The sequence below is a fragment of the Leucobacter chromiireducens genome, assembly GCF_003917135.1.
GTDB lineage: Bacteria > Actinomycetota > Actinomycetes > Actinomycetales > Microbacteriaceae > Leucobacter > Leucobacter chromiireducens_A.
Genome location: NZ_RPDI01000024.1, coordinates 1 through 20,435, shown reverse-complemented (window position 1 = coordinate 20,435; position 20,435 = coordinate 1). Strand labels below are relative to the sequence as shown.

Annotated in this window: 17 protein-coding genes; 11 read left to right on the top strand and 6 right to left on the bottom strand. The window is 71.7% G+C overall.

Annotated features, from left to right (window positions below; all coding sequences use genetic code 11):
- Positions 1-55: 55 nt before the first annotated feature.
- Together EGM46_RS11315 and EGM46_RS11310 are read right to left on the bottom strand one after the other, a co-directional pair.
- On the bottom strand, positions 56-1,705 hold the full coding sequence (locus tag EGM46_RS11315; RefSeq protein WP_241156301.1) for an ABC transporter substrate-binding protein: 1,650 nt from the start codon (positions 1,703-1,705) through the stop codon (positions 56-58).
- A gap of 97 nt (positions 1,706-1,802) precedes the next feature.
- On the bottom strand, positions 1,803-3,479 hold the full coding sequence (locus EGM46_RS11310) for an amidohydrolase (RefSeq protein WP_125100254.1): 1,677 nt from the start codon (positions 3,477-3,479) through the stop codon (positions 1,803-1,805).
- Positions 3,480-3,648: 169 nt separating this feature from the next.
- Here EGM46_RS11310 and EGM46_RS11300 point away from each other — a divergent pair, with 169 nt between their 5' ends.
- A complete protein-coding gene (locus tag EGM46_RS11300; RefSeq protein ID WP_241156300.1) occupies positions 3,649-4,440 on the top strand; it encodes a TetR/AcrR family transcriptional regulator in 792 nt (263 codons plus the stop codon).
- A gap of 179 nt (positions 4,441-4,619) precedes the next feature.
- On the opposite strand, the gene EGM46_RS11295 is transcribed toward EGM46_RS11300, so the two are convergent.
- The gene (locus tag EGM46_RS11295; RefSeq protein WP_125100251.1) at positions 4,620-5,234 is read right to left on the bottom strand and encodes a TetR/AcrR family transcriptional regulator; all 615 of its coding nucleotides are present in this window, start codon (positions 5,232-5,234) and stop codon (positions 4,620-4,622) included.
- Between the two features lie 120 nt (positions 5,235-5,354).
- On the opposite strand from EGM46_RS11295, the gene EGM46_RS11290 reads away from it, so the two are divergent.
- From EGM46_RS11290 to EGM46_RS11255, 8 genes are all read left to right on the top strand, one after another.
- Positions 5,355-6,437: a phosphotransferase enzyme family protein gene (locus EGM46_RS11290; protein WP_125100250.1), complete on the top strand. Its 1,083-nt coding sequence runs from the start codon at positions 5,355-5,357 to the stop codon at positions 6,435-6,437.
- Positions 6,434-7,726 (top strand): aspartate aminotransferase family protein, encoded by a 1,293-nt coding sequence (locus EGM46_RS11285; RefSeq protein ID WP_125100249.1) that lies wholly within the window; start codon positions 6,434-6,436, stop codon positions 7,724-7,726. Before EGM46_RS11290 ends, EGM46_RS11285 begins: the two co-directional genes overlap by 4 nt.
- Positions 7,727-7,810: 84 nt before the next feature.
- Positions 7,811-8,773 (top strand): helix-turn-helix domain-containing protein, encoded by a 963-nt coding sequence (locus EGM46_RS11280; RefSeq protein ID WP_125100248.1) that lies wholly within the window; start codon positions 7,811-7,813, stop codon positions 8,771-8,773.
- Positions 8,774-9,061: 288 nt separating this feature from the next.
- Positions 9,062-9,940, top strand: a complete 879-nt coding sequence (locus EGM46_RS11275) for a MoaF C-terminal domain-containing protein (protein WP_125100247.1) — start codon at positions 9,062-9,064, stop codon at positions 9,938-9,940.
- Between the two features lie 47 nt (positions 9,941-9,987).
- Positions 9,988-11,166, top strand: a complete 1,179-nt coding sequence (locus EGM46_RS11270; RefSeq protein WP_125100246.1) for an ABC transporter substrate-binding protein — start codon at positions 9,988-9,990, stop codon at positions 11,164-11,166.
- 140 nt (positions 11,167-11,306) lie between these two features.
- Positions 11,307-12,182, top strand: a complete 876-nt coding sequence (locus EGM46_RS11265; protein WP_125100245.1) for a branched-chain amino acid ABC transporter permease — start codon at positions 11,307-11,309, stop codon at positions 12,180-12,182.
- Positions 12,169-13,932 (top strand): branched-chain amino acid ABC transporter ATP-binding protein/permease, encoded by a 1,764-nt coding sequence (locus EGM46_RS11260; protein ID WP_125100244.1) that lies wholly within the window; start codon positions 12,169-12,171, stop codon positions 13,930-13,932. Before EGM46_RS11265 ends, EGM46_RS11260 begins: the two co-directional genes overlap by 14 nt.
- Positions 13,929-14,627, top strand: coding sequence for an ABC transporter ATP-binding protein (locus EGM46_RS11255; RefSeq protein WP_125100243.1), 699 nt, complete (start codon positions 13,929-13,931; stop codon positions 14,625-14,627). The genes EGM46_RS11260 and EGM46_RS11255 overlap by 4 nt, the downstream gene beginning before the upstream one ends.
- Before the next feature lie 51 nt (positions 14,628-14,678).
- Here the strand turns inward: EGM46_RS11255 and EGM46_RS11250 are convergent, their stop codons facing one another.
- Together EGM46_RS11250 and EGM46_RS11245 are read right to left on the bottom strand one after the other, a co-directional pair.
- Complete coding sequence (locus EGM46_RS11250) at positions 14,679-15,503, bottom strand: glucose 1-dehydrogenase (RefSeq protein WP_125100242.1); 825 nt, start codon at positions 15,501-15,503, stop codon at positions 14,679-14,681.
- A gap of 181 nt (positions 15,504-15,684) precedes the next feature.
- Positions 15,685-16,512: an SDR family NAD(P)-dependent oxidoreductase gene (locus EGM46_RS11245; RefSeq protein ID WP_125100241.1), complete on the bottom strand. Its 828-nt coding sequence runs from the start codon at positions 16,510-16,512 to the stop codon at positions 15,685-15,687.
- Between the two features lie 207 nt (positions 16,513-16,719).
- Between EGM46_RS11245 and EGM46_RS11240 the strand changes: the two genes are divergently transcribed.
- Positions 16,720-18,396, top strand: a complete 1,677-nt coding sequence (locus tag EGM46_RS11240) for an amidohydrolase (protein ID WP_125100240.1) — start codon at positions 16,720-16,722, stop codon at positions 18,394-18,396.
- Between the two features lie 2 nt (positions 18,397-18,398).
- Entirely contained in the window at positions 18,399-18,716 is a 318-nt protein-coding gene (locus tag EGM46_RS11235; RefSeq protein WP_125100269.1) for an EthD family reductase, read from the top strand.
- A 174-nt stretch (positions 18,717-18,890) separates the two neighbouring features.
- Here EGM46_RS11235 and EGM46_RS11230 read toward each other — a convergent pair.
- Positions 18,891-20,435 (bottom strand): sulfatase-like hydrolase/transferase (locus EGM46_RS11230; protein ID WP_164512880.1); only part of this gene is annotated, 1,545 nt, incomplete at its 5' end.

Here is a 20,435-nt window from a genome sequence, read left to right as displayed (position 1 = left end):
ATTCTCCGATCGGGATCCGGCCGGCGGGGTCGCCGCCGGCCGGGACGAGGTGGGGCTAGCGTGCGCCAAGCGTCGCCGCCCACGGGTAGTACATGAAGTTGATCGACGGCGAGAGGCCGGTGACGCGCTCGCCGAGGTACATCGCGTTGGGTACCTCGTAGAGCGGCAGCCAGGGCAGCTCGGCGTTGGCGATCTGCTGGGCGCGCGCCGTGAGCTCGCTGCGCTCCTTCGGGTCCATCGTCGACACCGCGTCGGTGACGAGCGCATCGAACTCGGGGTTCGACCAGCCGCCGTAGTTGCTGAACTCACCGGTGCGCAGCACCGAGTACATCTCGATCGGATCCGGGCTGGAGAGGTACCACATCGTGTAGAAGAGGTCGACGTTCTCACGCGCCGAGGGGTCCGAGAACAGGGTCGTGTACGCGTTCGGCGTCATCGTTTCGATCTTCGGTTCGAGCCCGATCGCCTTCGCCGCGGCGGCCGTTGCCTGCGAGATCACCGCGAACTCCTGGCTGATCGGTGCCGTGGCGATCGTGATGGGCTCCCCCGTCGCGCCGGCCTCCTCGATGAGCTTCTTCGCTGCCGCCACGTCGTGGTCGTAGTGCTGGATCTCGGTGAACGCGGTCTCGCGCGCCGCGGCGTCGGCGTCGCCCCACACCGCCTCGGTCGTGTGCACGTCCGAGATGCGCCCGATGCCGCTCGTCGCCGCGTCGATGATGCCCTGCCGGTCGATGGCCATGAGGAGCGCCTCGCGCACCCGGGGATCACCGAGGGGGCCCTCGAGGTTCGACACGATGAGGTTGGACACCGAGGTGTTCAGGCCGTAGAGCACCTCTCCGCCCCCGGCCTCGTCGAGCGCTCGCACGGCGTCGAGGGGCAGCAGCCAGCTGCCGTCCACCTCGCCCGACTTGAGCGCGTTGGCGCGCGCGGTCGCGTCGCCCATGAACACGAAGTCGAGCTGCGCGGCCTGCGCCGCGAGCTCGGGATCCCAGTAGTCGGCGAAGCGGCTGAGCGAGATGCCCTCGCCGGACTGCCACGCGTCGAAGCTGAACGGGCCGGTGCAGTTCACCCCGGTCGAGGAGTTGCCGTAGTCGGCGCCGGCCTCGGCGAGCGTCGCCGCCGACTCGATCACGCCGGCCGCGCCGCCCATGCCGAGGTTGAACTGCGAGTCGGGGATCGTCGTGGTGACCGTGACCTCGCGCTCGCCGGTCTGCTCGATCGACGCGACGTTCTGGTAGACGCTCGCCCACGACGAGCCCACCGCGGGATCCAGGTGGCGCCGCATCGACGCGACGGCGTCCGCCGCGGTGAGCTCGGTGCCGTCGTGGAACGCCACGCCGTCGCGCAGCTGGTACACCCAGGTGGTGGGCGTCGGGTTGGTGAACGACTCGGCGAGGCCGGGCGAGAGCGTGAAGTCGGCGTTCAGGCGCAGCAGCGATTCGCACACGTTCGCGAGCACCTGGTTGTCGGCGTAGTCGAAGGCGTAGGCGTAGTCGAGCGAGAACGGCTCGGCGTAGCTCGCCCAGGTGATCTGATCGATCTCGCCGGAGGGCGCGGCCGTCTGCTCCGTGAGCGTCCAGTCGACGGGATCGGCGCTCGCCGCGCCGCCGCCGCCGGAGCATGCGGTCAGGGTGAGCCCCGCGATGGCGAGGCCGGACATGAGTGCGACGCCGCGCGTGCGGCCTCGCTTCGAGAGTGTGAACACCGGTGTTCTCCTTGGCTGTGTGTGGGCAGTGTGGTCGTGCGGGGTGTGCGGGGGCGCGGTGCGGCTTTGCGCGGTGCGGCGGGGCTTCGCGCGGGGTTCAGCGCTCGCGTGCGCGCTCGTAGACGCGCTCGCCCTCGATCCAGGTCTCCCGCACGCGCGCGGTGTGCAGCGCTCCGGGATCCAGATCGAACGGATTGGGATCGATGACGACGAGGTTTGCGAGGAAGCCCTCGCGCACCGACCCGGTGTCGTGCTCGCGGTGGTTCACGTACGCCGAGCCGGAGGTGTACGCCGCGAGGGCGGCGCTGAGGGTGAGCCGCTGCGCCTCCCCGCCGAGCGGGCCAGCCTCGACCTCGGGGCCGACGCGCGTCACGCCGATGTGGATCGCGGCGAGCGGATCGGCGGTCGACACCGGCCAGTCGCTGCCGGCGGCGATGGTCGCCCCGCCGCGCACGAGATCGCCGAAGGGGTACTGCCTGGCCACCGCGCCCGCCCCGAGGAACGGGAGTGTGAGCGTGTCGAGCTGCTCCTCGTGCGTGGCCCAGAGCATCTGCAGGTTCGCGGCAGCGCCGAGCTCGCCGAAGCGCTGCGCGTCGGCCTCCGCGACGACCTGCAGGTGCGCGAGGTGGTGCCGCGCGTCGCTCTCGCCGTTTGCCGCGCGTGCGCCGGCGATCGCGTCCAGGGCGTCGCGCACGGCGCGATCCCCCAGCGCGTGGAAGTGCACCTGCATGCCCGCGGCGTCGAGCTGCGCAACGGCGTCAGCGAGCACCGCGGGATCGAGGAACGAGATGCCGTGGTTGCAGGTGGGGTGGCCGTGCGTGTCCAGGTAGGGGTCGATCATCGACGCGGTGAAGTTTTCCGCCACCCCGTCCACCATCATCTTCACCGTGCCGAGCGAGAAGCGCTGCGCCGTCCCGCTCGCGGCGCGGGCGTCGCGGCGCGCCACCTGCTCGGCGATCTGTTCGAGGCCGCGATCCCGCTCCCACCACTGGGCGCCGACGACGTGCACGCGCAGGGTGTCCTCGGCGATCGCCCGCTCGTAGGCCTCGAGCGTGCCGGTGCCCGGCCCGTCGGCGCCCACCCAGGCGTCCTGCCAGCCCGTGATGCCCTGGGCGATCAGCTGCTCCTGCGCGTGCAGCAGGCCCCGGTAGATGAGTTCCGCCGACAGCGCAGGCTTCACGCCGTCGAAGAGGGCTCCCGCGCCCTCGTGGAACGTGCCTGCGGGGAAGCCGTCCGCCTCGCGCTCGATGCGGCCGTCGGCCGGATCGGGGGTCGTTGCCGTGAGGCCGGCGGCCTCGATCGCCGGGGTGTTGGCCCAGCTGCTGTGGTGATCCCGGCTCATGAGCAGGACCGGGCGGTCGAGCGGCCGCCCGTCCACACGGAGCGCGTCGAGCAGCACGCGGGTGGGCGCGCCGCCAGGGAAGTGATCCATCGACCAGCCGCCGCCGAGGATCCACGGTTCAGCCGGGTTCGCAGCGGCGTACTCGGCGATCCGCCGCAGTGCGTCGTCCGCGCTCGTGGCCGCGGTCAGGTCGCACTGCAGCGCTTCGACGCCACCGCTGATCGGGTGAATGTGCGCGTCCTGGAAACCGGGAGACAGGAGTGCGCCGGCGAGGTCCACCCTGCGGGTCTCGGGGCCGAGCAGTTCGGCGGCGTCCGCCTCGGGCACCACGGCGGTGATGCGGCCAGCGGTGACCGCGACGGCGAGGCCGCGCACTGGTTCACCGCTCCCGAGGAACACCGCGCCCCCGGTAAACAACACATCGCTTGCCATGCCACTCCTTGTTCGCCTGTGAATCGGAATGAGATGGAGCGTACGGGAGCGGATACACCTTTGTCAAAGGCTTTGACAAAGCGTGTGTCAAATTGGTTTCGTGGCGCGCGCGGCGGCCGTCGCGCCGAGGGCGAGCGATGCCCTACGCTGGGCGAGAGGAGGGAGCCGCATGACCACGACACCAGCGGACGCAGCAGCGGGATCGCGCGCCGCGGCGGGATCCGGCGCGGCGGGATCCGGCGCGGCGGGATCCGGCGCGGCGGGATCTGGCGCGGAGGGATCTGGCGCCGCGGGGCGCGGCCGCCGGGCCGCCCGAAAGGTGCGCCTGGACGTCGACACGATCGTCGGGGCCGGCCTCACCGTCGCGGCGGAAACCCGTTCGAACGAGTTCTCCGCGAAGGCGCTCGGCCTGCACCTCGGCGTCGATCCGTCCGCGATCTACCGCCATTTCCGCAGCAAGGGCCACCTGATGGAGGTGCTGCTCGACGCCCTGCACGTGCGCGCGCTCGCCACGATCGAGGCGCCGGCGGAGGACTGGCGCGGGCGGGTCATGCAGCTCGCGGAGAGCACGCTGCGCGAGTACGTCGTGCACCCCTCGATCGCCGCCGAGGCGATGGTGCTCACGACGCACGGGCCGGGCGAGCTCGGGGCCATCGAGCTACTGCTCGACTCGCTCGATCGCGCGGGGCTCGCCCCGCGCGACGTGGTGCAGCACTACGCGCTGCTCTCCACGTATATCCTCTCGACGGCGTCCGGGATCGCGCGCGGCCGCATTGAGAGCGGCGAACTCGACCCCGCGCCGGAGACCTCGCCGTGGTTCGACGGGCCGATCCTCGCGGATCCGCGGAGCTACCCGCAGATCGCGCGGTTCGCCGGCCCGCTCACCGAGCTGGAGGACCGGAAGACGTTCCTGCTGGGCGTCGAGACGCTGCTCGACTCAGCGGAGCGCGCGGCACGCTAGGCGTAGCACCCCACGCCTGCTCGTCCGCTCGTTCGCTCGCCCCCGAACGCTCCCCACCCCAGTACGCACGGAGAAATTGCGAATCTCGGAGCCCGCACGCGTGAGCCCTCCGAAATACCAGATTTCTCCGCGTGTTCTTGATTTTGCTGCTCTTCCTGGAGAAACAGCGGGCAGGGGGCTCAGCGCCCCGGCGCACCCAGGCCCGCGGCGAGGCGCGCGAACGCGCCGGTGAACGCGCGCGGGTCGGCCCCGCCAGCCACCCGGATCGCGCCCTCGCGGAGCGCGCCGACGAGGAGCACGGCGGTCGCCGCCGGGTCGACGTCGGCCGCCACCTCGCCGCGCTCACGCGCCGCGGCGAGGTCGTCCTGAATCATGAGGATGCTCGCGCCAGACCCGATGCCGCGCTCATCGCCCTCGAGGATGAGGGTCGGGCCAGACACATTGAAGAAGTGCCCGACGTTCGCGTCCGCGGCGAGCGCCATCATCTCCTGCGCGTGCGCGGCGAGCCGCCCGCGCCAGTCGGCCGCGCCGGACACCGCTGCGCGGGTGCGCGCCACGAGGTCCGCGCCGAGCCGAGCGTATGCCGCGCGCAGCAGCTCATCGCGCCCGGCCGGGAAGTGCGCGTACACGGTGCCGCGCGAGATCCCCGACTGCGCGGACACGCGGTCAATCGTGGCGGCGTCGAGCCCGTCGGCGGCGATCACCACGAGCACCGCGTCGACGAGCTCCTGCCGCGTGCGCGCCTGCCGCCGCTCGCGGAGCGTGGGTGCTGGGGTCGGGGCGTCGGCGGTCACGCACACAGTCTATGTCCGCACGGTGCACTTGTGCATCCTGGATACAGTTTCTATACTCCGAGTATAGATTCGGCCCCGATGCCGGGTCCCCACCACACGATCTCCACCCGAAGGAGCCACATGAGCGACCACGAACGCGCCACGGCGGTTGAGCTGGCCCGCGCCGCCCTCCCCGAGTACGGGCTCCCGGCTGACACCCCGCTGACCCTGCTGAAGCAGCGCGAGAACGTGGTCTTCGCGCTCACCGCCCGCGGCACCGACTACGTGCTCCGCGTGCACCGGCGCGGCTACCACTCGGACGCCGAGCTGGCGTGCGAGCTCGACTTCGTGCGCGCGCTGGCCAGCGAGGGCGTCGCCGTGCCGCACTTCGTGCCAGCCCGCGACGGCCGCGGCTTCTGCGTGGTCGGCGCCGATCACCCGGCGGGTCCGCACCAGGTCGACCTGCAGCACCGGATCGAGAACTCAGGCAACTTCGGGGACGAGCGCACCGCCGTTGCCGGCACCGCCGAGCTCGCACCGAGCGACTTCCGCGAGCTCGGCCGGCTCGCCGCCGAGGTGCACGCGGCGAGCGTGAACTCGGGCTACACGATGGCGGTGCCCAGGGACGACTGGGATCTCGATGGACTCGTCGGCGACGCCCCGGCCTGGGGCGACCCGCTCCGACTCGCCGAACTCGCTGACGACGACCGCGACACGGTGGCGCGCGCCATCGCGCGCATCCGCGAGGTGCTCGCCGCGTACGGCGCGCCCGCGCACCGCTTCGGCCCCATCCACGCGGACCTCACGCCGGAGAACGTGCTCCGCACCCCCGCCGGCCTCGTGCTCATCGACTTCGACGACTTCGCCGCGGGATGGCACCTCTTCGACCTCGCCACCGCGATCTACTTCTTCACGCCGCACCCGAGGGCGAGCGAGTATCGGGCGGAGCTGTTCGCGGGCTACGAGTCCGTGCGCCCGCTCGACCCCGCCGACCACGCGGCCTTCCCCGCGATGCTGCTCGCGCGCGGGCTGACCTACCTCGGCTGGGCGGCGGACCGCCGCGGCGAGCCCACCGCCGAGTGGCACGCGGCCGAGGTGCTCCCCCACGTGGTGCGCCTCGCGCGCGAGCTCCTCGCTGCGGACGCCGCACCGGGCCACGTCGCCCCAGCGCCCGCCTCCCCCACCACCAGCACCCGACACACCCCACCCACGGAGCTCTCATGACCTCGAACGACGCACTCCTCGCACGCCGCGCACGCACGATCGGGCCGTACTCGCCGCTCTTCTACGCCGAGCCGCTGCACTTCGTGTCGGGCAGCGGCGTGTGGCTCACCGAGGCCTCGGGCGAGCGCTTTCTCGACGGCTACAACAACGTGCCGCACGTCGGCCACGCGAACCCGCGCGTGGTGCAGGCGATCGCGGATCAGGCCGGGCGGCTGAACATCCACACCCGGTACCTCAACGAGCGCGTGATCGACTACTCCGAGCAGTTGCTCGCCACGTTCGGCCCGGGCCTCGACCGCGTGCTCTACGGCAATTCCGGATCCGAGGCGAACGAGCTCGCCATCCGCATCTCCAGGCAACTGACCGGGGCGACCGGCATGCTCGTCTCCGACTACAGCTACCACGGCACCACGATCACGCTGGCGGAGCTCACCACCGGCCTGCGCACGCGCGAGCCGCTCGCCCCGCACGTGCGTGCCGTCCGCGTGCCAGACCTCGACACCGACACGCGCCCCGAGGAGCTCGTGCTCGCCTCGGCACTGCAGGAGGTCGACGATGCGATCGCCGAGCTGCAGGCCGCCGGCTTCGGGCTCGCCGCGAGCCTCTTCGACCCGCTGTTCTCCACGGAGGGGATGGCGCGCGTGCCGGCCGGCTACGTCGCCGGGGTAGTGGACCGCGTGCGCCGCGCTGGCGGGCTCGTGATCGCCGACGAGGTGCAGAGCGGCTTCGGGCGCACCGGCAGCCACATGTGGGGGCACGCGTGGGCCGGCATGGATCCCGATCTGGTGACGCTCGGCAAGCCGATGGGCAATGGCCACCCCATGTCCGCGGTGGTGACGAGCGAGCGCGTGCTCGACGCGTTCGGCTCGCGCAACGAGTTCTTCAACACGTTCGCCGGCAACCCGGTTTCGGCCGCGGCCGGCCAGGCGGTGCTCGACGAGATGACCGCCGAGGGGCTCATGGCCCGCGCGGCGCAGCTGGGCGCCGCGGCGCGGCGCGCGTTCGACGCGTTCGCCGAGCAGCACGACTTCGTGCGCGCGGCAAAGGGCGTCGGCATGTTCCTCGGCCTCGAGTTCGCGGTCGACGGCCACCCAGCCCCCGAGCTCGCCAAGCAGGTCGTCGAGGGCATGAAGCGCCGAGGCGTGCTGATCTCCCGGATCGGACGGCACGAGAGCGTGCTGAAGGTGCGCCCGCCGCTCGCGTTCGGCGACGCCGAGCTCCCCGTGCTGCTCAGCGCGCTCGATGCGGTACTCAGCGAGACGCAGGATGCAGCGCACACGACACACTAGGGTGTAGTCTCTGGGCACAGGGCGGCAACGCAGCCCCATTGGGGGATCACGCGCCACCGCAGCGACGCAGTGAGGTGATGAGGCATGCAGACGGCTCAGCCGCAGCGCGCGTCCGATCCGGACCAGCGCCCCACGCAGGTCGACGGGCTCGCCGACTTTCGCACCATGGTGAGTTCGGCATTCGTGCCGCTGAAGATCACCACGGAGCGCGATGAGCCGTTCGCCGCGCGTTCGTCCTCGGCGCGCGCCGACGACGTGGTGTTCACCGAGATCGCCGCGCGCCCGCACCTCGTCGAGCGCACGCCGGAGAACATCGCCGACGGCGGCAGCGGCTACTACAAGGTGAGCCTGCTGCTCGCCGGCTCGAGCATCCTCGTGCAGGACGGGCGCGAGGTCATCATGCGCGCAGGCGACCTGTCGGTGTACGACACGTCGCGCCCGTACTCCCTCCTCTTCGGCGAGGACTTCCGCAACCTCATCATGATGTTCCCGAAGGATCGGCTCGAGCTGCCGATCCCGTTCACCGAGCAGCTGACCGCGGTGTCGCTCAGCCAGGAGCACCACGGCCTTGCACCGGTGGTGACGGCGTTCCTGTCGCAGTTCCCCGCGCAGCTCGCCCCGCTTGACGCGCGGGTCCGCGCGAAGCTCGCGCACACGAGCCTCGATCTCATGGGCACACTGTTCTCGAGCATCCTCGACGCGGATCCTGCGCAGCGCGATCCCCATCAGATGTTGCTCCAGAAGATCAACGCGTACATCGACCTCCACCTCGCCTCCCCGGAGCTCTCCCCCGGCACGATCGCCGCGGCGCACTACATCTCGACGCGCCACCTGCACGCGCTCTTCAGGCTGGCGGAGACGACCGTCTCGACCTGGATCCGGGAGCGCCGCCTGGAGCGCTGCCGCGCCGACCTGCTCGACCCGGTCCTCGCCGACCGCACGGTCGCCGCGATCGCGAGCCGCTGGGGCTTCGCGGACGCCGCGCACTTCAGCCGCGTGTTCAAGACCGCTTACGGCGTCTCGCCGAGCGAACTGCGCCTGGGCTAGGACCGGGCGCGCCCGGCCACACCCGGTGCGTCCCGGCGCAGCCCGCCACACCCGGCACCACCCACGCACGCGCCGAGGCACACTCACGGCGCGCGTGATTGGCGCGCCGGGTTGACTGGGAGAGCACGGCGTTTGACTCTGACGGCAGGGCCGTCCCCAAAGTGCTGCGCAGCTTCTGGACGCTGCGTACAGTTCTGAGCGAAGTACGGGCAGCGTTGCCCGCCACGCTCATCCCAGAGCGGGGCCACCGCTGTCTGCAATCTCGTGCGACACGAAGGAGTGGACCCGATGACAGCACCTCACAAGCTGCAGGCGCCGAGCGCCGACCTCACCGCGGCGGACCCGAGCGCGTGGCGCAGCTACGACGAGTTCGCCGCGGGGATCGACACGTTCCGGCTGCCCGACGCCTCGCTCGCCGGCACGGCGCTCGCGTTGACGCTCGACGACGGCTCCGAGCTCTCGCTCGCGTTCGATGCGGAGCGGGTGCGCTGGTCGGCGACTGGCGCGCTCGCCACCCAGGCCGAGGCCCACGACCCGTACGAGGCCGTGCGGGTGCGCGACGACGTGGTCTTCGTGCACCTCCCCCTCTCCTCGCGCGAGCTCGAGGCCCTCACCGTCGTGTATTCCGAGACCACGCACCGCGCGCTCGTGGTGCGCTCGGTGATCGGCCCTGCGGCGAGCGCGAGCCCCGACACCGACGCCAGCGCCAACGGCACCGCCAGCCCTACACCCGACGAGCCCCGCGTCTCCCAGACCTTCTGGTCGGCGGTGACGGACGGCGGCGAGCCGAGCGGCGAGGTGCCCGGCCCGTCCCGCGACCTCATCGGCAAGCGGAACCTATACCGCTACAGCCCGTTCCACCTGTACGAGCACGTGTACATCTCCAGCGAGCGCTACGCCTGGCAGTGCGTGCAGGGCGTGCAGCGCGGGCACGGTGACATGGACCTGTCGACGGTCTGGAAGTTCGCGGATGGGCTCTACCTGTTCTGCTTCCGCGAGTTCCGCATCGCGGTGGCGAGCGTGTGGCTCCACGATCTCGGCTACGCCCTGCGCACGACCGGCGCGTTCCTCGGCCTGAACGGCGCTGGCGAGGCCGAGCACTCCCGCGCCGGCGGCTACATCTATCCCATCGGCTCGGTCAGCTACCCCGACGTGCAGCCGGTGTAGGCCGCACGCGTTCCTCAACTGTTCGATCCCTTTCGAAAGGACCCCTCATGAAATCACGCATTCTCGGCGCCGCGGCGCTCACCGCGGTCGCGGCGCTCGCGCTCAGCGGCTGCGCTGGCGGCGCCGGCGGCGGCGATAGCGCCCCCATCAAGATCGGCTCGGTCAACACCCTGAGTGGTGCGGCGACCTTCCCCGAGGCGAGCGCCGCGGCGCAGGCCGTGTTCGACCGCGTCAACGCAGACGGCGGCGTGAACGGCCACCAGATCGAGTACACGACCGTCGACGACAAGGGCGATCCGGCGTCGGCGACGGCCGCGGCGCGCGAGCTCGTCGGCAGCGAGGAGGTCGTCGCGCTCGTCGGCGGCGCTTCCCTCATCGAGTGCGAGATCAACCAGGACTACTACGGGCAGGAGGGCGTGCTCTCGATGCCGGGCATCGGTGTCGACACGGGCTGCTTCAACTCCCCGAACATCGCCCCGGTGAATCTCGGCCCGTTCAACGACATGACGCTCACCCTGCTGAACGGCTCGGAGAACCTCGGCCTCGACGACATTTGTGTGCTGCTCGAGATCGCGGGCTCCACGAAGCCGGCGTACCTCGCCGGTGTGGAGAAGTGGACCGAGATCACGGGCAAGGAGCCGCTGCTCGTCGATGACAGCCTCCCATACGGCGGCTCCGACTACACGCCGTACATCGTGAAGGCGAAGAACGCCGGCTGCAAGGCCATCGCGGTGAACGGCATCGAGCCCGACGCGATCGGGCAGGTGAAGGCCGCGCAGGCGCAGGGCTGGGACGACGTGACGTTCCTGTTCCTCACGAGCGTCTACAGCGAGAACTTCGCGTCCGCGCTCGAGTGGGCTGGCGCCGGCGTGCACGTGCCTGCCGAGTTCTTCCCGTTCACTGAGGACAACGAGATCAACGCTGACTGGAAGTCGCTGATGGAGGAGAACGATATCGCACTCACCTCGTTCAGCCAGGGCGGCTACCTCGCGGCGATGAACTTCGTCGAGGTGCTGCAGGGCATGGAGGGCGACTACACCCGCGAGTCGGTCGCGACGGCCCTCCACGAGATGGCGCCGATCGACAGCCCGATGGTCGCGTTCCCGTACCAGTTCGACAAGATCGCCGCGCAGGACTTCACGCCCGGCGGCTGGCCCGTCGTGCTGAAGTCCGGCACGAAGGCGTGGGAGAAGGCGGCCGACGACTGGCTGCTCCCCGCGAGCTAGCGCGCACCGGCGCTCGTTCGCACCCCGCAGCGCCCGGCGCGGTCACCCGCCGCGCCGGGCGCCGTTCTCACGTTGTTTTTCCCGCAGAGGAGTCTCATGCGCGTTTCATCCCTTGTCCCGCCGCGCAGCGGAGCCGTCGCATGAACGGCGGCGCACTGCTCCAGGGCGCCATCGCTGGCCTCGCCTCGGGCGGGCTCTACGCGGTCCTCGCCGTCACCCTCACGCTGATGAGCCGGCTCGTGCGCGTCGTGAACTTCGCGCAGGCGGCCACCGGCATGTTCGCCGCGTTCGCTGCGGTGTGGTGCGCGACCTCGCTCGGCCTCCCCGTGTGGGCGGCGACGATCCTCGGCGTCGTGATTGGCGCCGCACTGAACGGCGCGATCGGCTGGATCGCGGCGACCTGGCTCTCCGAGGCCTCGGTGACCCTGCGCTCGGCGATGACCGTCGCCCCGCTGCTCATGCTCATCTCGCTGTCGTTCATTCTGTTCGGCAACAAGCCGCAGCCGTTCGCCCCGATCCTGCAGGGCCCGGCGTTCACGCTCGCCGGCGTGGTGGTCAGCTGGGTCACGGTCGTGATGGTGCTGCTCGCCGTGCTCGTCGCGGCCGGCTGCGCGATCCTGCTGCGCCGCACGACCGTCGGCACGCAGCTGCGTGCGCTCTCGGAGCGTCCCACCACCGCGGAGCTGATCGGGATCGCGGCGAAGCCGCTGTCGATCGGCGTGTGGGCGGTGACCGGCGCGATCTCCGCGATCACCGTGATGGTGATCGCCCCCTCGCAGTCGAACGACGCGATCAGCCTCTCCATGCTCATCATTCCCGCGGCCGCCGCGGCGCTGCTCGGTGGCTTCCGGCGGCTCGACCTCGCGGTGGTCGGCGGGCTGGTGCTCGGCGTGATCTCCGGCGTGGTCGCGCAGATCCCGGCGCTCACGTTCGTGCGCAACTTCATCCCGTTCCTCTGCATCGTCGTATTGCTGCTCTGGTCGCAGCGGAAGGAGGTGTGGGATGCTGCTCGCTAATCGCCGCCTCCGCACGATTCTCCCCATCGGTATCGCCGTCATCGGCGTCGGCCTCGCGTGGGTGCTCAGCGTCGGGCTCTCCGGCTACTACGTGTTCCTCGGCATCAGCGCGCTCACCGCGATCATCGCGGTGCTCGGGCTCGGCGTGGTCACCGGCTCGGCCGGCATCATCGCGCTCTCCCAGCTCACGTTCGCGGCGATCGGCGCGTGGGTGGTTGCGTGGCTCAGCACCGTCGACGCCCCCGGCGGCTTCGTGGTGTGGCTGCTGCTCGGCGGCCTCGCGGGCGGGCTCGCCGGCGCGCTCATCGGGCTGCCGGCGCTCCGACTGCGCGGGGTGAACCTCGCCGTCGTGACCCTCGGCTTCGCCGCGGCGTTCGACGTGATGCTCGTGCAGATCCAGTTCCCCGGTTCGGTCGACGGGATCCCCGTCACGCGGCCCGAGGCGTTCTCGAGCGACCGCGAGTACTTCTTCTTCGCCGCGATCGTGATGATTCTGTGCGCGCTGCTCGTGTCCTGGCTGCAGGGCAGCCGCATGGGCAGCGGCTGGAAGGCCGTCGCGTTCTCGGAGCGCGGCACCGCCGCGGTGGGCCAGAGCGTGTCGGCGGCGAAGCTGTCGGCGTTCGCGGTGAGCGCCGCCCTCGGCGGCATCTCGGGCGGCCTGCTCGCCGGACAGGTGCAGCTCCCCTTCGCGTCGAGCTTCACGCCGCTGCAGTCGCTCGCCCTCTACATCCTCGCGGTGATGAGCGGCGCGTACCTGATCGACATGGCCATCTTCGGCGGCATCCTCTGGGTGGTCGTCCCCGAACTGCTGAAGAAGTGGGGCGTGCCGCAGGACTGGGGCTTCGTCGTGTTCGGGCTGCTCGGGATCCAGGCGCTCACGAGCGGCTCCAACCTCGGCGAGGGCATCCGCAGCGTGCTGCGCCGGCGCGCCACCCGGCGTGCCGCGGCCGCGGCCGCCGCCGCGCCACCCGAGGTCGAGACGAGCGTGCTCGATGTGTTCGCGGTCCCCGAGGCCGCGGAGCCCATTCCCGCCGGCGCTCCCCCGGTGCTTGAAGTCTCGGGGCTGACCGTGCAGTTCGGGGCGCTCACCGCGCTGGACGACGTGACCCTCGCCGTCCGCCCGCGCAGCATCATGGGCCTCATCGGACCGAACGGTGCAGGCAAGTCGACGTTCGTCGACGCGGTGAGCGGGTTCCTCCCGCACCACACCGGTCGCACGCTGCTCGACGGTGCCGACATCAGCGCGCTCTCGCCCGTGCAGCGCGCCAGGCGCGGTCTGCGGCGCACCTTCCAGCAGGATCGCGTGCCACCGCAGCTCACCGTCGAGGCGTACGTGCGCTTCGTCGCGCGCCGCCGCCTCGACCACGACGAGCTCGCCGACGCGCTCGCGTTCCTCGGCTGCCCGCCGCCGGAGACCCCGCTCACGGTGGTCGATGTCGGCACGCGCCGCCTGATCGAGGTGGCCGCCGCGGTGCTCGCCGGCCCGCGCGTACTCATCCTCGACGAGCCGGCCGCCGGGCTCTCGCACGAGGAACACGTGCAGTTCGGGCACCGGCTCACGCGGATCCCCTCGCGCTTCGACACCGCGATCATCCTGATCGAGCACGATCTGGATCTCGTGCGCTCCGTCTGCACGGAGCTCACCGTTCTCGACTTCGGCACGGTGCTCGCGCAGGGCCCCACCGCCGAGGTACTCGACACCCCCGCCGTGATCGCGGCGTACATGGGAGATGCGGAGGTCAGCTCATGAGCGAGTTGCAGCTCACCGGAGTCACCGTCGCGCGCGGCGCTGGCCCCGTCGTTTCGAACGTCGATCTGACGCTCCGCCCCGGCGAGGTGCTCGCGCTCGTCGGCCCGAACGGGGCGGGGAAGACGAGCCTGCTCGAGTCGGTGTCCGGCGTGATCCCGCACAGCGCCGGCGAGATCACCCTGGCCGGTGAGTCGCTCGCGAAGCGCACGCGCGTGCAGCGCGCTCGCGCCGGCATCGCGCACATTGAGCAGGGCCGCGCGATCTTCCCGTCGCTCACGGTGCGCGAGAACATCATGCTCACCGCGCGCAGCGAGACCGTGCTCGCCGAGGTGCTCGCGTCGTTCCCCGAACTGGAGAAACGCATCGACTCGGCGGCCGTGCTCCTGTCCGGCGGTGAGCAGCAGATGGTGGTGCTCGCACGCGCTTTCGCGGCGAAGCCGCGCTTCCTGCTCATCGACGAGATGTCGCTCGGGCTCGCCCCGGTGGTGTTCATGCGGCTGCTCCCCGTGATCCAGAGCATCGCGCGCTCGGGCGTCGGGGTGCTGCTCGTCGAGCAGTTCACCCACCTCGCGCTCGGGATCGCGGACGAGGCGATGGTGCTCGCGAGCGGGCGGGTGAGCCACGAGCAGGGCGCGGCAGACGCGCTCGTCTCGGATCCCGAGCTGCTCCGCGCCGCGTACCTCGGCGGCGCGTGACCGCGTGCGGTGGCGCGCACTCCCGGGTGCGCGCCACCGCAGGACCGCGCGCTAGATCTCCGCGTCCGGCGTGCGGATGCCGAGCGCGAGCGCCGCGTTGAGCTGCACCGGGTCGCCGGCAGCCGAGCCGCCGTCGACGAGGTACTCGCCGCCCGTGAGGTAGCTCGCCTCCGGCGACGCAAGGAACGCGACGAGCGCCGCGACCTCCTCGGGCTTGCCCGCCCGGCCGAGCGCCGCGAACGGGAAGTTTTCGGCGGCTGCGCCGAGATCCCCGATCATCGGCGTGAGGATCGTGCCGGGGTGCACGGAGTTCACGCGGATCCCGTCTGGCCCGAGTTCGAGCGCGGCGGAGCGGGTGAGGCCGCGGACGGCGAACTTGCTCGCGGAGTACGCCGTGGCGTTCGCCTGGCCCTGGATGCCCGCGAGGGACGAGATGTTGATGATCGAGCCTGATCCCTGCTCGCGCATGGCCGGGGCCACCGCCTGCATGCCGAGGAACGCGCCGCGCACATTGACCGCGAGGATCCGGTCGAGCCCTTCGGCGGTCTCCTCCGACAGCGGTAGCATGCGCAGAATCCCCGCGTTGTTGACGAGCGTGTCGATGCGCCCGTGCCGCTCGAGGGCGTGCGCGACGACGCGCGCCCAGTCGTCCGGCTTCGTCACGTCGTGCGGCACGAAGCTGGCGCGCTCACCGAGCTGTGCGGCGAGCGCCTCGCCGGCCTCGACGGCAAAGTCCGTGATCACGACGGACGCGCCCCGCGCGAGAAAGAGCTCAGCCTCCGCGGCGCCCTGCCCGCCAGCGCCGCCGGTGATGATGGCGACGGTGCCAGCGAGCTGGGCGCCGTCGTGCAGCTGAGCGTTCGTGTGTTGGGTCATGGCAGTTCCCTTCCGGCCCAGCCGTCGGTCGCCCGGACCTCATTCCATTCTACTCCCCCACAAACCCCCGATCAGATAGCATTTTCAGCGAAGTCTGCTACACCTGAGGTGAGCCAGGAGTGACGGGCCCTGGGCCGGCCCGGGGTCAGCCAGGGCCGCCAGTGCCCGCCCGCCCCGCGCGCTACATCCCCGCGTGCTCGAACGCGACCGTCGGCAGGTCGACGATGTGCGCGCCCCCGTCGGCGACGAGCACGGCGCCCGTCATGTACGACGACTCCCGCGAGCCGAGGAAGCGCACGATCGACGCGATCTCCGCCGGCTCGGCCGGGCGACCGAGCGGCACGTCGCGGGTCACGGCGGCGTAGCCGGCCGCGCGGTCGGTGATCTCGGGGGCGTGCGCGGCGAACTCGTCCATCTCGGCGTCGGCCATCGGGGTGCGCACCCAGCCGGGGCACACCGCGTTCACCCGGACGCCGCGCCTGCTGTAGTCGCGCGCGAGCGTCTTCGTCAGCCCGATCAGCGCGTGCTTGCCGACGGTGTAGCCGGCCACCGAGGGGCCCGCGAAGAGGCCGGCGAGCGAGGACACGATCACGATCTCCGCGCCGCCGGCGCGCTCCGCGCTCGCGAGCAGCGCGGGCAGCGTCTCGCGCGCCATGACGAACGCGGTTGCGAGGTTCGCCGACATGGCGGCGGCCCAGTCCGCGTCGCTCGTGTCGCCGACCGCGGCGAAGCCGTGCCCGCCGGCGTTGGCGACCAGCACGTCGATCCGCCCGAAGTGCGCGAGCACCTCGGCGACCGCGGTCGCGGCTGAGGCGCCGTCCGCGGCGTCGGCGACCACCGGGAACGCCCCGGTCGCCGCCGCGACCTCGGCGAGCGGCTCGGGGCGGCGCCCGACGATCGCGACGCGCGCGCCCTCGGCGGCGTAGCGCTCCGCGATCGCGGCGCCGATCCCGGTCCCGCCGCCCGTGATCACAACCACGCGTTCCTGCATTCCATTCTGAGTCGCCATGCCGCGCTCCCTGTGTCCTCGCTGACGGTGTGCCCGCGGGCGCGGGAACGTGTCCATCCTGCTCGCGATTCGCGCGGGGTGGCGCAATCGCGCTCGCCTGGACAACACCCCAGCGCACTGAGTCAACACCCGTGGAGTTTCCCCCCGGAATACTGGAATCGGAATCGCCCAGCGCCGGGCACGTCCCACGATCGAACGGAGTCACCGATGACCCACGCCGCAGCAGGCACCGCCCCCGAGCTCATCCTCACCGGGGGCCGGATCTACACCGCAGCCCCGACGCAGCCGTGGGCCGAAGCCCTCGCCGTCGCCGCGGGGCGCATCGTCGCGGTGGGCAGCGACGCCGAGGTGGCAGCGCTCGCCGGGCCGGCGACCGAGGTGCGCGAGCTCGGCGGCGCGTTCCTCATGCCCGGGCTCGTCGACGTGCACAACCACCATTTCCTCGCGGGCAGCGAGGAGCTGTTCGAGCTCCGCGTGCCCATCGGCGCGACGCTCGACGGCATCATCGAGGCGGTCCGCGCGCACGCGGCGGCGCTGCCCGCCGATGCGTGGGTGGTCGGCGGCCCGTGGGCGAGCGACCGGCTCGCCGAGGTGAACACCGCCGCGGCGCTCGAGCGCCTCGACCAGGCGGCCGGCGGGCGCCCCGTGATGCTCTCCGACGACTCGCACCACAATCGCTGGGTGAGCACGCGCGCGCTGGAACTCGCCGGGGTCTCCGCCGGCGAGCCCGGCGCGCTCACCGACGCCGCGGCGGGCGGCCGCGTCACCGGCGTGCTGCTCGAAGCCGCCGGGCTGCCGGTCGCGCGCGCCCATGCCGCGGCCGGCGGGCTCACCCCCGAGCAGGAGCGCGCAGCGTCGAAGCGCGGCGTCGAGATCCTCAACTCGTTTGGCGTCACCGCGTTCCAGGACGCCGGGGTGTCGACGCACATCTTGTCTGCGCTGCACGGCCTCGACACGGCCGGCGAGCTCGACGCGTGGGTGGTCACCTCGCTGCTCATCAACGACGAGATCTTCGGCTTCGCGACGATCGGCGAGGAGCTCGTGTTCGACGGCGAGCGCTTCCGCACCGAGCACCACCGCCCCGATTTCGTGAAGATCTTCCTCGACGGCGTGCCGCCAACGCGCACCGGCGCGTTCCTTGAGCCCTACCTCCCCGACGACGCGCACGGCGCGCACTTCCACGGCGAGACCCTGTTGAACCCCGCAGAGCTCGAGGACTGGCTTCGCCGCGTTGCCGACGCCGGCCTGTCGGCAAAGATCCACTGCACGGGCGACGCGTCCGTGCACGCCGTGCTCAACGCGGTCGAGGCGGTGCGCGCGGCCGGCTACACGGCTGCGCGCTTCCAGGTGGCACACGGCCAGTTCGTGCACCCGGACGATGTGCCCCGCTTCGCCGAGCTCGACGTCGCGGCGGACATCTCCCCGTTCATCTGGGTGCCCGGCCCGATCGTCGAGGCGATCCGCGAGGTGCTGCCGCGCGAGCGCGCCGACCAGATGCAGCCGAACCGAGCCCTCATCGACGCCGGCGCCGTCGTCGCCGGCGGCTCGGACTGGCCGGTCTCCCCCTCGCCCAACGCGTTCGAGGGCATTCACGGCCTCGTCACCCGCGAGGATCCGAGCGGCGCGTACCCCGGCACGCTGTGGCCGGAGCAGGCGATCACGCTCGAGGAGGCGATCGCGGCGTTCACGATTCGGGGCGCTGAGGCGATGGGGCTCGCGGCGGAAACGGGCTCGCTCGAGGTGGGCAAGTCGGCCGACTTCGTGCTGCTCAACCGCGACCCGTTCGCGCACCCCGCGACAGAGCTCGTGCAGACCACGGTCACCGAGACGTGGTTCGCGGGCCGCCGCGTGTACGCCGCCGCGGGCGCTGAGGCGGGGGCGTGAGCATGCACAAGCTCGTGGTCCTGTACCCCGAGCCGGCCGACCGCGCCGCGTTCGAGGCCTACTACCGCGCCACGCACCTCCCGCTCTGCGCGCAGCTGCCCGGGGTGCAAGACATCTCGTTCTCGATCGGGATCACTGAGCCGGGCACCGGCCCCTTCTTTGCCGTGTTCGAGGCAGTGTTCGCCTCGCGCGAGGCGCTCACCGCCGCGCTCGCCTCCCCGGCGGGGCGCGCGGTCGAGGCGGACGTGCCGAACTACGCAACGGGCGGCGCGACGGTGTTCGACTTCGCGGTGGAGTCGCTCGCGCTCGGCGAGGGCTGAGCCCAGACGCATCTGCCGTCCCACCCCACCCAACCCCACCCAAACCAACCCCACCCAAACCCAGTGATTCGGCGTATCACAGTCGTCTTCCGCGATTCGAACTTGGAACTGCCGAATCGCTGGGGTGTGGGGTGGGGATGGGGTGGGGATGGAGTGGCGCGGGGCAGCGCGTGGCTACTCGGCGAGCGCCGCGACCGCCGCGTCGATTCCCGCGATCACCGTGCGATCGTGCGTGGAGCGCGCGCCGGGCACATAACTGAGCGCCTCGATCTCGCCGCCGGTAAAGCGGAACGAGCCGTAGCGCTCGTGCAGCTCCCAGTCCACCGGCCCACCGTAGTCGTAGCCGACGCTGATCCCGGTGAACGGGGCCATGCCGAGCAGCATGGGCACGGCGGGGATCCCGGCTACCTCGGCACCGTCGACGTGCACGCTCAGCCGCCAGCGCAGGCCGGGGAGCTCGTCGACCCGCAGCACGATCTCGCGCGCGCCTGCGGCGAGCGCCTGCCCCCGCGCGCGGTGCATCGCGCCGTAGGCGTTGTAGGAGAGGAGCGGCACGCCGTGCTCGAGCGCGAGTAGGTAGCCGCCGCCCTGGTCGCCGTGCGCGACGAGCACGCCGTGCCCCGAGCCGCTCTCTTCGAGCTCGAGCGAAATCTCGACCACGAAGGATCGCAGCACGGTGAGCTTTGACGCGCGGAAGCGCTCGAGCGGCGGCCGGAACGGCACGAGGCTCACCGGCTCGCCGAGCGTCGTCTCGGTCATCGGGCGCAGATCGTGCATCGTGCCGAGATCGTCGAGCGGGAACACCGTGTTCGCCCAGGCCTCCGTGCGCCACCGCTCGGCGAGCTCGGCGACGTGCTCCGGCCGCTCCGCGGCAAGATCCCTGGTCTCCGTCGGATCCGTGGCGAGGTCGTACAGCTCCCACCGCCCGCCGGCGCTCCCCTCCTCGCGCGTCGGAGGCACGGGCGAGACGGCCTTCCAGCGACCGTCGACGATGGCGCGACGGCCGACGCACTCGAAGTACTGCTGCGCGCGCCCGCCAGCGCCGGGATCCCGCAGCACCGCAGCGGCGCTCCGCCCGTCGGCGTCGATCGCGGTGCGTCCCGCGCGCTCAGCGAGCCGTGGCACGCCAGCGAGCTCCAGCAGCGTGGGCGCGAGATCGGACACGAACACGAACTGATCGCGCAGCCCGCGCGCGGCCTCGGGCGCGCCTGGCCAGGAGATCACGAGGGGCGCGTGCACTCCGCCCTCGTACGTGGTCGACTTGTACTCGCGGAACGGCGTGTTCGACGCACGCGCCCAGCCGCTCGGGTACTGGCCGAACACGCGTGGACCGCCGATGTCCGCGATGGGGCGCGGCACGTCGCGCACCCAGTCGGCCGGCAAGCCGGGAACCGTGCCGAACTGCGCGAAGTAGCTCCGCGTGCCGCTCGGCCCGCCCTCGGCGGTGCCGCCGTTGTCGCTCGTGACGACGATGATCGTGCGCTCGAGTTCTCCGAGCTCGGTGAGCCGCGACACGATGCGCGCAACGCTCGCGTCCACCTCGGCGACGGCGGCGGCGTACACCTCCATGTGCCTGGCGAACAGGGCGCGCGCTTCGTCGTCGAGAGACGACCACTCGGGGATGCGATCGGTGTCGGCCGCCGCGCCGCGTGGCAGCTCAGCGTGCGCCGGCACGACCCCGAGCTCGCGCTGCCGCGCGAAGCGGCGCTCGCGCAGCCG